Origin of the sequence: Paenibacillus sp. FSL K6-4396 (assembly GCF_038002525.1) — a bacterium.
Lineage (GTDB): Bacteria > Bacillota > Bacilli > Paenibacillales > Paenibacillaceae > Paenibacillus > Paenibacillus amylolyticus_B.
Genome location: NZ_JBBOCR010000001.1, coordinates 6,459,345 through 6,475,195 on the forward strand (window position 1 = coordinate 6,459,345; position 15,851 = coordinate 6,475,195).

The window sequence follows — 15,851 nt, forward strand, 5'->3', positions numbered from 1 at the left end:
AAGTAAACACAAAAAAAGCCAAGCCAGATGGCTTAGCTTTATCATTTTTTACAATATACGTCCCTTCACATTCATAATCCACACAACTGTGTGACTCATCATAGGGGGATCATATTTTTTCTAATCAATCCAGTGTTAAGCCAAAGTTGGTTGCACCTTAAACATTGGTACTTCTTTCTCCACTTTTTCACTAGGTGCTTTGGTTGCTTCCAGCTTAGGCTCATCAACCGAGATCCGATAGATGTCAGCGCCAAGTCCATTAAGCTTCTCAGCGAGATGTACATAACCACGGTCTATGTGATGAGTACCGCCCACTTCCGTTGTACCTTCAGCAACAAGACCTGCAATAATGAGTGCGGCACCCGCACGCAAATCGGTAGCCGTTACTTTGGCACCCTTCAGTTTGGCATTACCTGTGATGATGGACGAACGTCCTTCAACTTTGATCTCCGCATTCATCAATTGGAATTCATCCACATGCATGAATCGGTTTTCAAAAACAGTCTCTGTCACCACACTTGTTCCTTCAGATGCAAGCAAGAGTGCCATCATCTGGGATTGCATATCTGTCGGGAATCCTGGGTAAGGTAGTGTTTTCACATCCACAGCCTTAAGAGGACGGTCTGCGATTACACGCACGCCATTCTCATCCGGTTGGATTGTTACACCCATCTCTTCAAGCTTCGCAATAACGGAGCCTAAATGATCAGAGATTGCACCTTCGATATACACGTCACCACCAGAAATTGCAGCAGCAGCCATATACGTACCAGCTTCCACGCGATCCGGAATAACGGTGTGTGTAACACCTGTCAGTTTCTCCACACCTTCAATGCGGATCACCCCAGTACCAGCACCACGTACGATGGCACCCATTCCATTCAGGAAGTTGGCAAGATCCACAATCTCAGGTTCTTTTGCCGCGTTCTCCAGAACAGTTACACCTTCAGCCAATGTTGCAGCCATCATAATATTTTGAGTGGCACCTACGGAAGCCACATCCAGATAAATTTTCGCGCCACGCAACCGTCCTTGGCTACGAGCTTCGATATAACCTTGGCCCAAGCTGATCTCTGCGCCCATGGCTTCAAAACCTTTCAAATGCTGATCAATAGGCCGTGTACCGATGGCACATCCACCAGGAAGTGAGATTCTTGTATGACCCATTCGAGTCAACAAAGGTCCCATGACCAAGAAAGACGCCCGCATTTTACTCACCCATTCATACGGGGCTTCACAGGAAGTAAGTTTCTCCGCATTTACGGTAATCACTTCGTCCCGGTATGTAACTCCCGCTCCCAGCGATTCCAACACCTTGTTAATCGTCATCACATCGTCTAGAGGAGGCGCGTCAATAATAACGCTTTGTCCTTCTTCCCCTAAGAGAGAGGCAGCGATGATCGGAAGAACAGAATTTTTAGCGCCGCTAACTTTGACACTTCCGGTCAACCTTTTGCCACCGCGGACGATAAATTTGCTCATCATGGTTCCCTCCGCGCTTTTATTCCCTTTTCTTCATTCCGGAATACGTAAGCCCCACTGTGTGTAGAAAGGACTGTTGCTGTGTGTGGAATTTCGACATATTCTGGCATATTGCCACAGATGTCTGTTCAGAAAAGAATTGGTTTTTATAATCAATATCAATGATACCATGTGCCGTGCATCTTGCTATTCAGCATGTAAAATTAGTGTCTTACAAGCCAGCAGAGCATCAGAACAGACAGAGTGGGATGGTTATTAGCCGGCATGAACCGGATATCCCGTTTATAACTACAAAATAAGTGAACAATTGTGAATTCCCTAACTTCCATCATAACATTGTTGAATTGTACGATACAAGCATTTTTACATAAAACATCTCAAATTCATCCAATTTTACGTCACATTTTTTTCTTAATTTCTTTACCGACAACTCATACTCTAATTGTTAACACAATTAATCGATGTTATTCGACAATGAACAGCTTGAAGAACCTAACAGATGATTAACCAACCATCTCAACATTAAAACAAATTACGCAACATTTGAGTCCAGGACAAGTAGTCAATGACAAAGCCAGCAACGGCATGCCCCAAAATGATGGCGAGCAACAAATGCAACAATCTTCCCTGAGCACCCCGTGGTTGCCTGATGATTAAATCCAGTTTGAGATTTGTCAAAGCCCACCAAGACAACGCAATACATAACAGGGAGACGATAATTGAGACCAAGCCATTGGTGCTTAGCGCCTGGTTCACCTGATTCGTCAGATCAGTATCCATATATTCATTACCTCCACATTTGTTGCAGCGATCAGCATATCATATGCCCAACACCCATAACTTGTTAGCATAGAATGTATTGAGGATAACATGCTGAGCGTACTGTCAGATTTACTCCTGCCAGGCAGGAATCTCCTGATGCCCAATCACCGAGCAGCAACAATGCGGCTGTGCATGACTATGGAATCTACTACGCAGCTTCCTGCTTCTGCTGACTCTATGGAATATAGGCTCTTTCATCATACATTGTCAATTACATTGATTTCCACTTCTAAAATATTTTAATTTTAAAATGCCGGGATTTTGTGACTAAAACGACATAAAAGAGCGCTATTTCGATATCGATTCTGTCATTTCCTCGGAAATAATTTAAATTTACTCATGAAAAAAATGGTTCTCTTAGTGGTAAATGCGCCCACTACTTTAGTCCTACATTCTATTCAAATCCTCATAATCGGTGAATATTTTGCTTAAAATACTTCTTATTACTGGAGGGATAAGATGGATTTGTGGTCAGCCATTTTGATATATTCGATAAAACAATTCTATCAAACAAACTCAAAAAAGCCCGGCAGACTAAGCCGCCAGGCTTCAAAGAATCGTTTATTTGCCGAACACATTAATCCGGTTAACCGCTTTTTGCAGCGCAATCTCTGCACGACGGTGATCAAAGTGGTCCTGATTGCTTTGGCTTGCAAGCCGACGTTCTGCCCGCTCTTTCGCCGCACGCGCACGATCCACATCAATGCTTTCCGGGAATTCAGCACTCTCTGCGAGTACAACAACCTTATCTTTACGTACTTCGATAAACCCGCCACCGATAGCAACTCGTTTATTTTCTTTTCCGTTATGGATATAGATCGGTGCAATCTGCAAAGGTGTAACCATAGGAATATGACCTGGCAGAATGCCCAGTTCCCCTTCAATACCACGAGCCGTAATGCTATTCACCTGTTCTGAATAGACCAAACGCTCAGGTGTTACGATTTCCAACAAAAAGGTGCTCAATTCCATCCCTCCTGAAATATCCGAAGGATAGCCCGCTTCATAAGGACAATCCTGGATTCAGACTAAACCAGTGTTTTGGCTTTCTCCACTGCCTCTTCAATTGTACCAACAAAGAGGAAAGCTGCTTCCGGAAGATCATCATACTTACCTTCGAGAATCTCTTTAAAGCTGCGCACCGTTTCTTTAACTGGAACGTATTTACCCGGAATACCGTTAAATGCTTCAGCAACGTGGAAAGGCTGGGACAAGAAACGTTGGATTTTACGAGCACGGTATACAAGCGCTCTGTCTTCTTCACTCAACTCGTCCATACCCAGGATTGCAATGATATCTTGCAATTCATTGTAACGTGCCAAGATACGTTTAACGCCTTGAGCTACGCTGTAGTGTTCTTCACCTACAACTTCAGGGGACAAGATCCGGGAGCTGGAAGCCAGTGGATCTACCGCAGGGTAGATACCCATCTCGGAAATTTTACGCTCCAGGTTCGTCGTTGCATCCAAGTGGGCAAACGTCGTTGCAGGAGCCGGGTCAGTGTAGTCATCCGCAGGCACGTAGATAGCCTGGATGGATGTTACAGAACCTTTTTTCGTTGATGTGATACGTTCTTGCAGTTGACCCATTTCTGTTGCCAGTGTAGGTTGGTAACCTACCGCGGAAGGCATACGTCCAAGCAAGGCAGATACTTCTGAACCCGCTTGGGTGAAACGGAAGATATTATCGATAAAGAGCAACACGTCACGGCCTTCTTCATCACGGAAGTATTCCGCCATCGTCAGACCTGTGAGGGCTACACGAAGACGTGCGCCTGGAGGCTCGTTCATTTGTCCGAAGACCATTGCTGTTTTGTTGATAACGCCAGAATCACTCATCTCGTGATACAAGTCATTACCTTCACGTGTACGCTCACCAACACCCGCGAATACGGAGATACCCCCGTGCTCTTGTGCGATGTTGTTGATCAATTCCTGAATGGTTACCGTCTTACCTACACCGGCACCACCGAAGAGACCGATTTTACCACCTTTAGCGTAAGGAGCAAGCAAGTCGATAACTTTGATTCCTGTCTCCAGCATCTCTGCTTGGGTAGTCAGTTCATCAAATGCAGGTGCTGAACGGTGAATCGGGTTCTTGTGCTCAGCAGCTACGGCACCGCCAGTATCAATTGCTTCGCCGAGTACGTTAAATACACGACCCAGTGTTGCTTCTCCAACGGGTACAGAGATTGGTGCTCCTGTATCTAAAGCTTCCATACCACGAACAAGTCCATCCGTGGAGGACATCGCAATACAACGTACTCGGTTGTCACCCAGATGTTTCGAAGCTTCGAGTGTAAGGTTTACACTAACGCCGCTCTCACTTACTGTAGTGATCGTAATGGCATTGAGGATTTCCGGCAGACCGCCGCGATCAAACTCGACGTCAACAACCGGACCCATGATGCTCACAACGCGTCCTTTGTTCATCTTAACGTTCCCCTCCTACAAGCCTGCTACTTTTGCAAAAATAATGTACCGTTCGTTTATCTTTGCTCTGCAAGCGTTCATTAATAAAAAAACGGTTAGCCTTGTGCTGCGTTGGCACCTGCCACAATTTCCGTAATCTCCTGCGTAATCGCCGCTTGACGGGCACGGTTGTATGTCAATGACAAGTCGTTAATGAGTTTGGATGCATTTTTGGTTGCATTACCCATTGCCGTCATTTTCGCGCCGAGCTCACTTGCCTTACCGTTCAGAAGTGCACCATAGATCAGCGTTTCCGCGTAACGCGGAAGCAGAACCTCCAGTACAGCCTCAGCAGACGGCTCGTATTCGTAGCTTGCCGTTGGTCCTTCCGCAGCAGTTACCTCAGGTGTTTCCATCGGAAGAAGTTTCTCTACCGTAGGAATCTGGGTCAACGCATTCACAAAGCGGTTATAACAAATGTACAATTCATCAAATTCAGCCAGTTCAAACCCATGAACAGCTTCGTGTGCGATGGATTTGATGTCTGCAAATGAAGGCGAATCCGACAGATCCGTTGTTGTGGATGCCATCGCAATTTCACGACGTCTGAAGTAATCGCGTCCTTTACGTCCAATGACGAACAATTCGTAATCATCCTGAGAGTTGTGGCGCTCTTTGAGCGTCTGGTTAACCTGACGCAAAACGTTCGCATTGTATCCACCTGCAAGACCACGGTCCGATGTAATGATCAGGTAAGCTGTCTTTTTGACCGGACGGCTCTCCAGCATCGGATGCTGTATACCTTGCGTGCTTGATGCAATACTAGCTACAACTTCTTTCAGTTTCTCCGAATAAGGACGGGCTGCTTCCGCTTTTTCCTGCGCTTTACGCAGTTTTGCAGCAGCTACCATCTCCATTGCTTTGGTGATCTGCTTGGTGCTTTGTACGCTTTTAATTTGCCGCTTAATTTCGCGCATGCCTTTTGCCATGATTTCACCACCTTAAAGTTTTGACAAAGTCAAAACTACATCGTAAGCACAACCCTACTTTGACGGAGTCAAAGTTACTTCGTAAGCATCACCACTAGTTTTGACAGAGTCAAAACTACATCGTAAGCATATCTTTTTTGACAGAGTCAAAGTATTACATGCAGACATGCGGAATCAGTTAGACAACTCCGCACCTGCAATCATTTATTTAGACAGAGACAGCAAAGCTCTTTCTGAACTTCTCAATTGCACCTTTCAGTGCATTTTCGTTGTCTGCAGTCAATTCTTTAGTATCACGGATGGATGCAAGAATCTCCGGATGGCTGCTCTCCATGAACGCGAGGAACTCACGCTCGAAACGAGTAACATCACCTGTTGGAATCTCATCCAGGAATCCTTTAACCGCAGTGTACAAGCTGACAACCTGTTGTTCAACAGGCAGAGGCTGGTTAACACCTTGCTTCAGGATTTCCATCATACGCGCACCACGATTCAGGCGGGCCTGAGTCGCTTTATCCAGATCGGAACCGAACTGGGAGAACGCTTGAAGCTCACGATATTGAGCGAGGTCGAGACGCAGTGAACCTGCAACCTTTTTCATCGCTTTGATCTGAGCAGAACCACCGACACGGGATACGGAAATACCTACGTTGATCGCCGGGCGTTGTCCAGCATTGAACAAGTCAGCTTCCAGGAAGATTTGTCCGTCCGTGATGGAGATTACGTTCGTTGGGATGTATGCAGATACGTCGGAAGCTTGTGTTTCAATAAACGGCAGTGCGGTTAAAGAACCACCACCAAGTTCATCATTCAGCTTCGCAGCACGCTCCAGCAAACGGGAGTGCAGGTAGAAGACGTCACCCGGATAAGCCTCACGGCCCGGTGGACGACGAAGCAACAAGGAAAGCTCACGATATGCAGAGGCTTGTTTGGTCAAGTCATCATAGATAACCAGAACGTGCTCGCCTTTGTACATGAAGTACTCACCCATCGAACAACCGGAATACGGTGCGATGTACAAGAGTGGTGATGGATCGGAAGCTGCTGCAGTTACAACGATTGTGTACTCCATTGCGCCTTTACGACGAAGAGTTTCCACAACTTGAGCAACCGTAGACTGCTTCTGACCAATAGCCACATAGATACACTTCATGCCGCTACCTTTTTGGTTCAGGATCGCATCAATCGCGATGGATGTTTTACCTGTTTGACGGTCACCGATGATCAACTCACGTTGTCCACGACCGATTGGAACCATTGCATCAATGGCTTTGATCCCTGTTTGCATCGGCTCATGAACCGATTTACGATCCATTACGCCTGGCGCTTTACCTTCAACCGGACGGAATTCCGTTGTAGCGATTGGCCCTTTGCCATCTACAGGAATACCGAGCGGGTTCACAACGCGTCCAATCAATGCTTCGCCTACAGGCACTTGCATGATTTGACCCGTACGTTTCACTTGGTCACCTTCACGAATATCGTAGTAAGGTCCCAGGATAACGACACCGACATTGCTTTCTTCGACGTTCATGGCGAGTCCCATAACACCGCTTGGGAATTCAACCAACTCGTTGGACATGACGTTCTCAAGTCCGTAAACACGAGCGATACCATCACCAACCTCGATTACCGTTCCGACTTCGACTACATCGATATCGGTCTTGTATTGTTCGATTTGGCTCTTAATTAATGTACTGATTTCTTCTGGTTTGATACTCAAGTGTCCTCACCCCAATCTACTGTACTCGTCTGTTAAAAGACTGCTCAAGACGTTCGAGCTTGCCAGCCAAGCTGCCGTCATAGATCGTATCGCCAATGGCGACTTTCAATCCGCCCAGCAGAGTCGGATCAACAATGTTCTCGATACGAATCTTTTTATTCACACGGCCACCGAATTCACGGGCTACCGCTTCTTTTTCTTCATCATTCAATGCATAAGTCGAGTAGACACGTGCATCAGCGATGCCCAGCGACTCACCTTGGATCTTCCGATAATCATTCAGCAAGTCTCCCAGCAATTCAACGCGTCCGCGCTCAATCAACAACAAGACTGTACGAAGGACTGAATCGGATACCTTGCCATCAAGACTTGAGTGAATTACGTTCTGCTTGGCTTCATCAGAAATATTAGGGGATACGATAAATTTCTCGATATCTGCATCTCCGGTCAATGCACTGACTACTGCAACCAGTTCCTGTTCAACCTCAAGCACCTGCTGTTGCTGAAGTGCAACTTCGAACAATGCTTTCGCATAACGTTTGGCAACAATCGTATCGCGGCTCATTGTCGGCCTCCTACCTCATTGAGGTATTGGTTCACAAGCTCTTCTTGTGCAGGACCGTTCTCAACTTCTTTTTTGATCAACTTGGATGCAATCTGAACGGAAGCTGTACCCAGTTCGCTGCGAAGTGCTGCGACTGCTTTGTTCTTCTCGCTCTCGATTTCGCGTACTGCATCGTCTTTCAGACGATTAGCTTCAGCTTTTGCATCAGCCAAAATCGATTCAGCTTGTTTGCCACCTGTTTGTTTGGACTGTTCAATGATGTCGTAAGCATCTTGACGTGCTTGCTCAAGAGCTTGTTTTTGTTCCTCCACATAGGCAATGGCCTGTTCCCGAGTCTGTGCAGCCTCATTCATCTGCGTCATCACGAGTTCACGACGTTTTTCCATAATGGAGAACAAAGGCCCGAAGGCATAACGGCTAAGCAGCCAATATAAAATTGCAAATGCTACAATCGCAAGAAGCGTATTTTCCCATATGAAACTCAATCTGTTCACTCCTTCCTGGAGGTATCCTTGAAACGTCATCCGTTAGAACGGACATCACCTAAAAAGAAGGCGCGGATGGCTATGGCCTTCCCCGCCAAACCTTTAAAATTTAATTAAGCCATACCGTAGAACATGAACGCGAGTACCACACCGATGATCGGCAATACCTCGATCAAACCTACACCGATAAACATTGTTGTTTGAAGAGTGGATTTTGCTTCCGGTTGACGGGCAATACCTTCCACCGTTTTGCTGATTACCATACCGTTACCAATACCTGCGCCAAACGCGCCCAGTCCTGCAACAATTGCTGCTGCGATTAATGCCATTGCTCCCATTTGTATATCCTCCTTAAAATGATAAATCGAATTTTTTATTGTTCAGCCTGTGAAGTAACCTTCGTAGGGCTTGAAACTTAATGCTCATCGTGCGTCTCGATGCTCTGTGAAATGTACACCATCATCAAGATAACAAATACAAATGCCTGGATCGCACCGATAAAGATACTAAAACCTTGCCACACCATGAGCAGCGGAATCGCTGCAATAGCACCAAACACTTTGAATGTGGTCAGTTTCAGGATCGTTGCGATCAGTACCTCACCTGCGAAGATATTCGCGAATAGACGCATACCATGTGTCAATAGCTTGGATGCCGTCTCAATCAAGTTGATTGGCAAGAACAAGGCGAATGGCTTAAGGTAATGCTGGAGATATCCTTTAGTATTACGGAACAATCCGAGTCCATGAGATACAAGGAACGCTACGAGAGCGAGTCCCATTGTTACAGACAGATCGGCTGTCGGTGATTTCCACCAAGCCAGTTCAACGTGAGGGTGAGCTTCCGGGTCCTTGGCATGCGCTTTATCAAACGCCTCCACCGCTGTAACTATCGGCTGACCGAATACCTGAGCCTGATTAACATCAGTTACTTCAGATACAGCCACGAGCGGAAGACCTAGCATATTCCCTACAAAAATGAACATAATCATGGAAAGAGCGAGAGAGATAAAATGTTTACCTTTCTTCATATCCATTGTACTGGAAATCAGATTGCGGACGAATTCTACTGCCCACTCCATAAAATTTTGCAGCTTGCCGGGGTTCTCAACGGATAATCTTCTTGTCGCTACTACAGCAAAAATAAAAACAATTGCACCTGTAACTACCAGCATCAACAGAACCGATAGATCGAGTCGAAATCCGCCAAGCATAATAATTGGAGCTTCATGCATATTTTTCTCACCCCTTTCTCGACTTGAAAGCTGCAGCCCTTAACATCATTCTGCTCTGCGGGAATAGACAATCCCTATAATCAATAAGGAATATTGTGCAATGACGAGACCGCCTGCAACCGCATATGTATTGAAGTACTGCGGAAAGCGCATCGATATGAATATACCGAGCACAGCGAATGCCGCTCTTGTCAAAAATCCCAAGTTGACACGCTTCAAGTTACCTTCTGCCGCATCATCAGACATTTTCCTTACTTTGTAGCCCAGGTAAAATGCATTGATCCAGCTAACTCCTGTACCCAGGGCCAGTCCCAAAGCAATTGTCTCCACACGTGGCATAAAGGCCGCTGCGAGAAAACAAATCATAAGAAAGTACATGACGAAAACAGTCATCGATCTGCGGTATCTGGTTAGTTCACTCATCACTTTCCCCCATGATTTTTTTCGCGATAAAGTAGATGCTTACACCGCCTGCCGCAAGAAAAAAGAGAACGCTTACGGCGATCCATATTCCGTTACCTCCGATGGTCTTGTCCAACCAGGAGCCAGCGTAATATCCGGCAACAGCGAGAATGGCAATCTCGATCCCAAAAGCTGTCACGAGTCCCATCGCTTTCCATACATTATCGTCATGGTTACGGGATGAATTTGGTTTGTTCGAATCGGCCATTTTCCACGCCACCCTTGCAATCCCAGTTAATTTTACTGAATGATGAGAGCCTTTGTCAATTGAATGATTTTAGCGTTTTAAAGGGGGAAACGACGGGAATACAGACCCTCAAAGCCCATAAACCCGCGTAAACCGTACAGTTTAACTGTATGCTTGCCCTTTATAAATCCGTCAGAAAAAATGTATTATTTTTTGAATTTTCTGTGAAATGATTCCGGACGCTCACTATTTACACCGAAATGATGCAAAATCGCATTGACAATTCTTTCCGAAGCATGTCCATCACCGTATGGATTGGCAGCCTGGCTCATGCTTGCATACAGGGTTTTGTCTGTAAGCAGAGCTTTGGTCCGTTCATACACACGTTCCTCTTCGGTACCTACCAATTCCAGCGTTCCGGCTTCAATACCTTCCGGGCGTTCTGTTGTATCGCGCAATACGAGCACAGGCACACCAAACGAAGGAGCTTCTTCCTGCAAACCGCCTGAATCGGTCAAAATCAAGTGAGTGTGCGGGTAAAAGTTATGCAAATCCACCACGTCTAGCGGATCAATTAATTGAATACGGGGATGATTCCCCAAAATCGCGTGAGCCGGCTCCTTCACAGCAGGACTTGGATGCACCGGGTACACGATGGCAATATCTTCGAATTCGTCGGCAATCCGTTTGACGGCCTGGAAAATGTTGCGGTGAGGCTCGCCCTGAGATTCACGGCGATGAGCTGTCATCAGCACAAGGCGTTTGCCTTGGGCCCAATCAAGTACCGGGTGTGTGTAGTCCTCCCGTACTGTATATTGAAACACATCTGTTACCGTGTTGCCTGTGACGTACGTACTAGACTCTGATTTATTTTCTTTGGCAAGATTGGAAGAAGACCAATCCGTAGGCGCAAAGTGTAGATCAGCCAGTACTCCTGTCAGCTGACGGTTCATCTCTTCCGGATATGGAGACAGCTTGTTCCACGTCCGCAGCCCCGCTTCTACATGCCCTACCTGAATCTGTTGCAAGAATGCTGCGTAGCTCGCTACAAAGGTAGTTAATGTATCCCCGTGAACCAGTACAATATCCGGCTTAGCTTCGGCTAACACTGGCTCCAGACCGCCAAGCACACGAATTGTAATCTCATTCAATGTCTGACGGTCTTTCATTACATCCAGATCATAATCGGGATGAATGTCGAAAACTTCAAGTACCTGATCCAACATCTGGCGATGCTGCGCAGTTACGCAAACAATAGATTCAATAGACTCAGGGTGTTTCTGCAATTCCAAAATAAGCGGAGCCATCTTGATGGCTTCCGGACGCACCCCGAAGATCGTCATGACTTTAATTTTGTTGGACATTCGAGCAAAGCCCCTTTTCTATAAGTTCCGATTACAAGCATGAGATATGCTTATTTAGTGCCGTATAGACGGTCTCCTGCATCTCCAAGCCCTGGAACGATATAACCATGATCATCCAGACGGTCGTCCAATGCTGCTACATAGATATCCACATCGGGATGTGCATCCTGCACAGCTTTTACGCCTTCCGGTGCTGCAACCAGGTTCATCATTTTGATTTGGGTACAGCCACGTTTTTTGAGCACATCAATAGCTGCAATCGCCGAACCGCCCGTTGCCAGCATCGGATCAATTACGATCAATTGACGCTCTGTCACGTCTGTAGGCAGTTTGGTGTAGTATTCTACCGGTTGCAGTGTCTCCGGGTCACGGAACAGACCAACATGTCCAACTTTTGCGGCTGGCAACAATTTTACAACGCCATCGAGCATTCCAAGTCCTGCACGCAGAATCGGCACCAGTCCGAGCATGCGTCCAGAGATGACTTTACCTTGTGTTGCAGCTACAGGTGTCTGTACATCAATCGTTTCCAGTTCAACATCTCTTGTAATCTCATAAGCCATCAACGTTGCTACTTCATCCACCAATTCACGAAAATCTTTCGTATTCGTACGCATGTCGCGTATAAACGTCAGTTTGTGTTGAATCAAAGGGTGATCACATATTACTAATTTTCCCATCTAATTTGTCCCTCCGGTAAGTTCTTCATGTTCAGCATTTCCAAATATACCTAGCCACCATTCATGGGCTCGATAAATCCTGTATATTATATCATCACCAACAACGAATTACACCATCAAAGGGCACCCAATCATTACAGATTACCGAATCCTATAAAAAACAGGACCGGAAAATGATCCATCCGGTCCTGTTTTGCTCCTGCTGTTATGTCGTTGAGTGGGAAAAATATGAATACAAGTGATGCTCCGCAAACAGATTGCACCTTCGATCGCTGTTATCCCTGATTTTTTTGATCTCCTATAAAAGGAGAAAATCAGGGGATAAAGGCGAGCGCTTCGCTTCTCCGGTTGCATTCTGCCAGCTTCGTCTTTTGTATTCCAATTTAAACAAACTCAAAAGAAAGCAGCATGAGCAAAGTTTTTTAGTATTTAAGGTCGGTATAGAGTGGGAATTGGTCTGTCAGTGCAGTCACTTCTGCACGAGCTTCATCCAGCCTCGCCGTATCTTTTGGATTTTTCAACGTTTTGGCAATGATCTTACCAATAGCAACCATCGCTTCTTCGTTCATGCCACGGGAAGTTGCAGCAGGCGTACCAATTCGAATACCACTCGTTACAAACGGGCTTGTAGGGTCGAATGGAATGGCATTTTTGTTCACAGTAATACCGATGGAATCGAGCACATGCTCAGCTTCCTTACCTGTGATGTTCACACTGCGTGTGTCGATCAGCATCAAGTGGTTATCTGTACCACCGGATACGATGTTCAATCCTTCAGCGATCAGTGTTTCAGCCAGAACCTGTGCGTTTTTCACGACGTTCTGTGCATATGTTTTGAACTCTGGTTGCAATGCTTCTCCGAATGCTACCGCTTTGGAAGCGATCACGTGCATCAGAGGGCCACCTTGGGAACCAGGGAATACCGCTTTATCAATCGCTGCTGCCCACGCTTTGCGGCACAGAATCATACCCCCACGAGGTCCACGCAGCGTTTTGTGTGTAGTTGTTGTTACGAAATGCGCATGTGGAACCGGGTTTGGATGCAAACCAGCAGCAACCAGTCCTGCGATGTGAGCCATGTCCACCATGAACAAAGCGCCTACATCATTGGCGATGGAAGCCAGCTTTTCAAAATCAATGGTACGCGGATATGCACTTGCACCTGCAACGATCAGACGAGGGCGGTGTTTGAAAGCCGCTTTGCGTACTTCATCATAATCAATCAGGAATGTATCTTCCTGTACGCCGTATGCTACGAAGTTGTACAGCAAACCGGATGCGTTAACCGGGCTACCGTGTGTGAGGTGTCCACCATGGGCAAGGTTCATACCGAGTACAGTATCACCAGGTTTCAACGCTGCAAGATATACTGCCATGTTCGCTTGTGCGCCGGAGTGAGGTTGAACATTCACGTGTTCTGCTCCGAACAATTCTTTGGCACGATCACGCGCGATGTCTTCAACGACGTCCACATGCTCACAACCACCATAGTAACGTTTGCCTGGATATCCTTCAGCATACTTGTTGGTCAGTACAGATCCCAATGCTTCGATTACTGCTTCACTTACGATGTTCTCGGATGCAATCAGTTCGATGTTGTTCTGTTGACGTTTCAGTTCAAGATTCATCGCTTCCAGTACTGCCGGGTCATTCTTGCGCAATTGTTCCATGATTAAATTCCTCCCAGGTATAAGTGAAGTTATAAAGCGAAACTACAGTGGTTACACTCCTGACTTCGATTGCATCACCATCTTCCGATCGCTGTTATCCCCGGATTTTTCTGAACTCCCTTATAATAAGGGGAAAATCCGGGGATAGCGTATGCTTCCGATGTAGCTTTCCGAAGGAAAGCTTTCAGGCGAACGCTTCGCTTCTTCAGATTGGGTGTTGCACTCTCCGTTTTCGTGTAAAGTCTAATTTAGCTTTATATTGGTTGAAGATATCAGTCACAAAATGTCGAATCTGGTTGTTCTTCCATACGATACACCGCGCGTTCGCCGCCAATCAACTTCGGACGGGTCAACGCTGTGGTTACACGAGCATCTCCAACATAGCGGAGCGCTGTACGATAGGGTACGGCTACATGCCGGAGATGCATCCCAATCATCGTCTCCCCAATGTCCAGTCCCGCATGGGCCTGCACATGTTCAGCCAGGCATGGATCGGTCAGCGAACGATATGCTGCGGATGCCATTGAACCTCCGGCCTTGGGCACGGGTATAGCACCAACCTCGGTCAATCCAAGACGAGTAAGCACAGAACGTTCCATTACCAGCGCACGGTTCAGATGCTCACAACATTGGAATACCGTGTCAAAACCGAATTCCTCCTGCACCTCGCGTATACCCGCAAGAAGCTGCTGTGCCACTTCAATGGCACCACTCGTACCAATCCGAGCGCCTGCGACTTCACTTGTGCTTGTACCGATCACAACGATCTGTCCAGGCCCAAGCTGTCCGGCAAGCGCCAGTTCATGCAGAATAGACGCGGTCTGTTCCTGCAATCCGGGTTGTTCCGAATCTAACTCTATAGTCATCCTATCATCGCCTCCCGATAAAATCATGCCCGCTGTCTCTTGGCTGTCCTTCGTATTCTTGAACGGCATCTCAGGTACTATTATAGCGAATAATCAGATGAAAGACGAAAAAAAGAGCAGTCTGCGGGTAACGCAGAATTGCTCTTTTGCCCAGGCGACCGGCCGTTTGTTCCGGTGCTCCATCGTGGTTATGCCCACTTCGTCGCCAGTTACACCGGATCCCTGTTTTCCCCTTCATCATAAAACATCACGCGTTTAAAATCAACGGTTAATTTACATCACGTGTCCTATTTCTATAACCTGCCCCGCAGGATCAGAATTATCCCAGCTTATCCAAAAGCCGGTCCAATGCAGTCCGAATCTCAGCTGCAGCTATATTGTAATCATCACGACTTCCCCCAAACGGATCGGAGATGTCGAAACTTGGAATTCGTTGTCTAATCTCAATGGCTCGCTCCCGCTCCGATGCCAGGATCTCTTGCCCAAGGGCACGTTTCATCTCAAGTGTTGCAAACAGGCTGTCCAACTCCTGAACATCACTTAATACCTGTTCATCATCCTCCACATATTCTTTCAATGTATAGGTTTTGTGGACTGCGTCGGGAAAAACCTGCATGACATGCTGCTTATGACTCCGTGTTAATGTAAGAACCAGATCGGCCCAACCTACCAGGTTAGAGCTAAGCTGTGTGGAATGAGGTGGACCTTCAACGTTATGATCTCTCAAAACCGCTTCAGCATGTCGGGAGATCGGCATCCCCGACGTTGCTGCCACACCTGCAGAGCGAACCTCTAACTGAATGCCGCGCTCCGATGCCAGTTTTCGCAAAAGCCCCTCTGCCATGGGGCTGCGGCACGTATTTCCAGTACATACGAATAAAATATGTTTCATTGTGTTAGCCTCCCCATTT

At 46.6% G+C, this 15,851-nt stretch carries 17 protein-coding genes and 1 riboswitch; all 17 genes read right to left on the reverse strand.

Annotated elements, in window-relative coordinates; genetic code table 11:
• Positions 1-135: 135 nt before the first annotated feature.
• Complete coding sequence (murA, locus tag MHB85_RS28290; protein ID WP_179198408.1) at positions 136-1,482, reverse strand: UDP-N-acetylglucosamine 1-carboxyvinyltransferase; 1,347 nt, start codon at positions 1,480-1,482, stop codon at positions 136-138.
• Positions 1,483-2,004: 522 nt separating this feature from the next.
• Positions 2,005-2,262 (reverse strand): DUF1146 family protein, encoded by a 258-nt coding sequence (locus MHB85_RS28295; RefSeq protein WP_017691941.1) that lies wholly within the window; start codon positions 2,260-2,262, stop codon positions 2,005-2,007.
• A 603-nt stretch (positions 2,263-2,865) separates the two neighbouring features.
• A complete protein-coding gene (locus tag MHB85_RS28300; RefSeq protein WP_036612555.1) occupies positions 2,866-3,270 on the reverse strand; it encodes a F0F1 ATP synthase subunit epsilon in 405 nt (134 codons plus the stop codon).
• Between the two features lie 62 nt (positions 3,271-3,332).
• Positions 3,333-4,736 carry a F0F1 ATP synthase subunit beta gene (gene atpD, locus MHB85_RS28305; RefSeq protein WP_047840699.1) on the reverse strand — a complete coding sequence of 468 codons (1,404 nt, stop codon included), beginning with the start codon at positions 4,734-4,736 and terminating at the stop codon, positions 3,333-3,335.
• A 95-nt stretch (positions 4,737-4,831) separates the two neighbouring features.
• Complete coding sequence (atpG, locus tag MHB85_RS28310; protein ID WP_036612560.1) at positions 4,832-5,704, reverse strand: ATP synthase F1 subunit gamma; 873 nt, start codon at positions 5,702-5,704, stop codon at positions 4,832-4,834.
• A 208-nt stretch (positions 5,705-5,912) separates the two neighbouring features.
• On the reverse strand, positions 5,913-7,427 hold the full coding sequence (gene atpA / locus MHB85_RS28315; RefSeq protein WP_047840700.1) for a F0F1 ATP synthase subunit alpha: 1,515 nt from the start codon (positions 7,425-7,427) through the stop codon (positions 5,913-5,915).
• A gap of 16 nt (positions 7,428-7,443) precedes the next feature.
• A complete protein-coding gene (locus tag MHB85_RS28320) occupies positions 7,444-7,992 on the reverse strand; it encodes a F0F1 ATP synthase subunit delta (protein WP_036612565.1) in 549 nt (182 codons plus the stop codon).
• On the reverse strand, positions 7,989-8,477 hold the full coding sequence (gene atpF / locus MHB85_RS28325) for a F0F1 ATP synthase subunit B (protein ID WP_036612568.1): 489 nt from the start codon (positions 8,475-8,477) through the stop codon (positions 7,989-7,991). The genes MHB85_RS28320 and atpF overlap by 4 nt, the downstream gene beginning before the upstream one ends.
• 113 nt (positions 8,478-8,590) lie before the next feature.
• Positions 8,591-8,815, reverse strand: a complete 225-nt coding sequence (atpE, locus tag MHB85_RS28330) for a F0F1 ATP synthase subunit C (RefSeq protein ID WP_017691934.1) — start codon at positions 8,813-8,815, stop codon at positions 8,591-8,593.
• Positions 8,816-8,892: 77 nt separating this feature from the next.
• A complete protein-coding gene (gene atpB / locus MHB85_RS28335) occupies positions 8,893-9,711 on the reverse strand; it encodes a F0F1 ATP synthase subunit A (RefSeq protein WP_091012950.1) in 819 nt (272 codons plus the stop codon).
• A 45-nt stretch (positions 9,712-9,756) separates the two neighbouring features.
• Entirely contained in the window at positions 9,757-10,134 is a 378-nt protein-coding gene (locus tag MHB85_RS28340; RefSeq protein WP_017691932.1) for an ATP synthase subunit I, read from the reverse strand.
• Positions 10,127-10,381: an AtpZ/AtpI family protein gene (locus tag MHB85_RS28345; RefSeq protein WP_017691931.1), complete on the reverse strand. Its 255-nt coding sequence runs from the start codon at positions 10,379-10,381 to the stop codon at positions 10,127-10,129. The genes MHB85_RS28340 and MHB85_RS28345 overlap by 8 nt, the downstream gene beginning before the upstream one ends.
• A gap of 185 nt (positions 10,382-10,566) precedes the next feature.
• Positions 10,567-11,724, reverse strand: coding sequence for a non-hydrolyzing UDP-N-acetylglucosamine 2-epimerase (gene wecB, locus MHB85_RS28350; RefSeq protein ID WP_036667768.1), 1,158 nt, complete (start codon positions 11,722-11,724; stop codon positions 10,567-10,569).
• Positions 11,725-11,774: 50 nt separating this feature from the next.
• Entirely contained in the window at positions 11,775-12,404 is a 630-nt protein-coding gene (upp, locus tag MHB85_RS28355) for a uracil phosphoribosyltransferase (protein ID WP_017691929.1), read from the reverse strand.
• Positions 12,405-12,826: 422 nt separating this feature from the next.
• On the reverse strand, positions 12,827-14,074 hold the full coding sequence (gene glyA, locus MHB85_RS28360) for a serine hydroxymethyltransferase (protein WP_341074041.1): 1,248 nt from the start codon (positions 14,072-14,074) through the stop codon (positions 12,827-12,829).
• Positions 14,075-14,346: 272 nt separating this feature from the next.
• Complete coding sequence (locus tag MHB85_RS28365) at positions 14,347-14,940, reverse strand: TIGR01440 family protein (RefSeq protein WP_047840701.1); 594 nt, start codon at positions 14,938-14,940, stop codon at positions 14,347-14,349.
• Positions 14,941-15,081: 141 nt separating this feature from the next.
• Positions 15,082-15,163: riboswitch (ZMP/ZTP riboswitch) on the reverse strand.
• Between the two features lie 96 nt (positions 15,164-15,259).
• Positions 15,260-15,832: a low molecular weight protein arginine phosphatase gene (locus MHB85_RS28370; RefSeq protein WP_091012945.1), complete on the reverse strand. Its 573-nt coding sequence runs from the start codon at positions 15,830-15,832 to the stop codon at positions 15,260-15,262.
• Positions 15,833-15,851 lie beyond the last annotated feature (19 nt).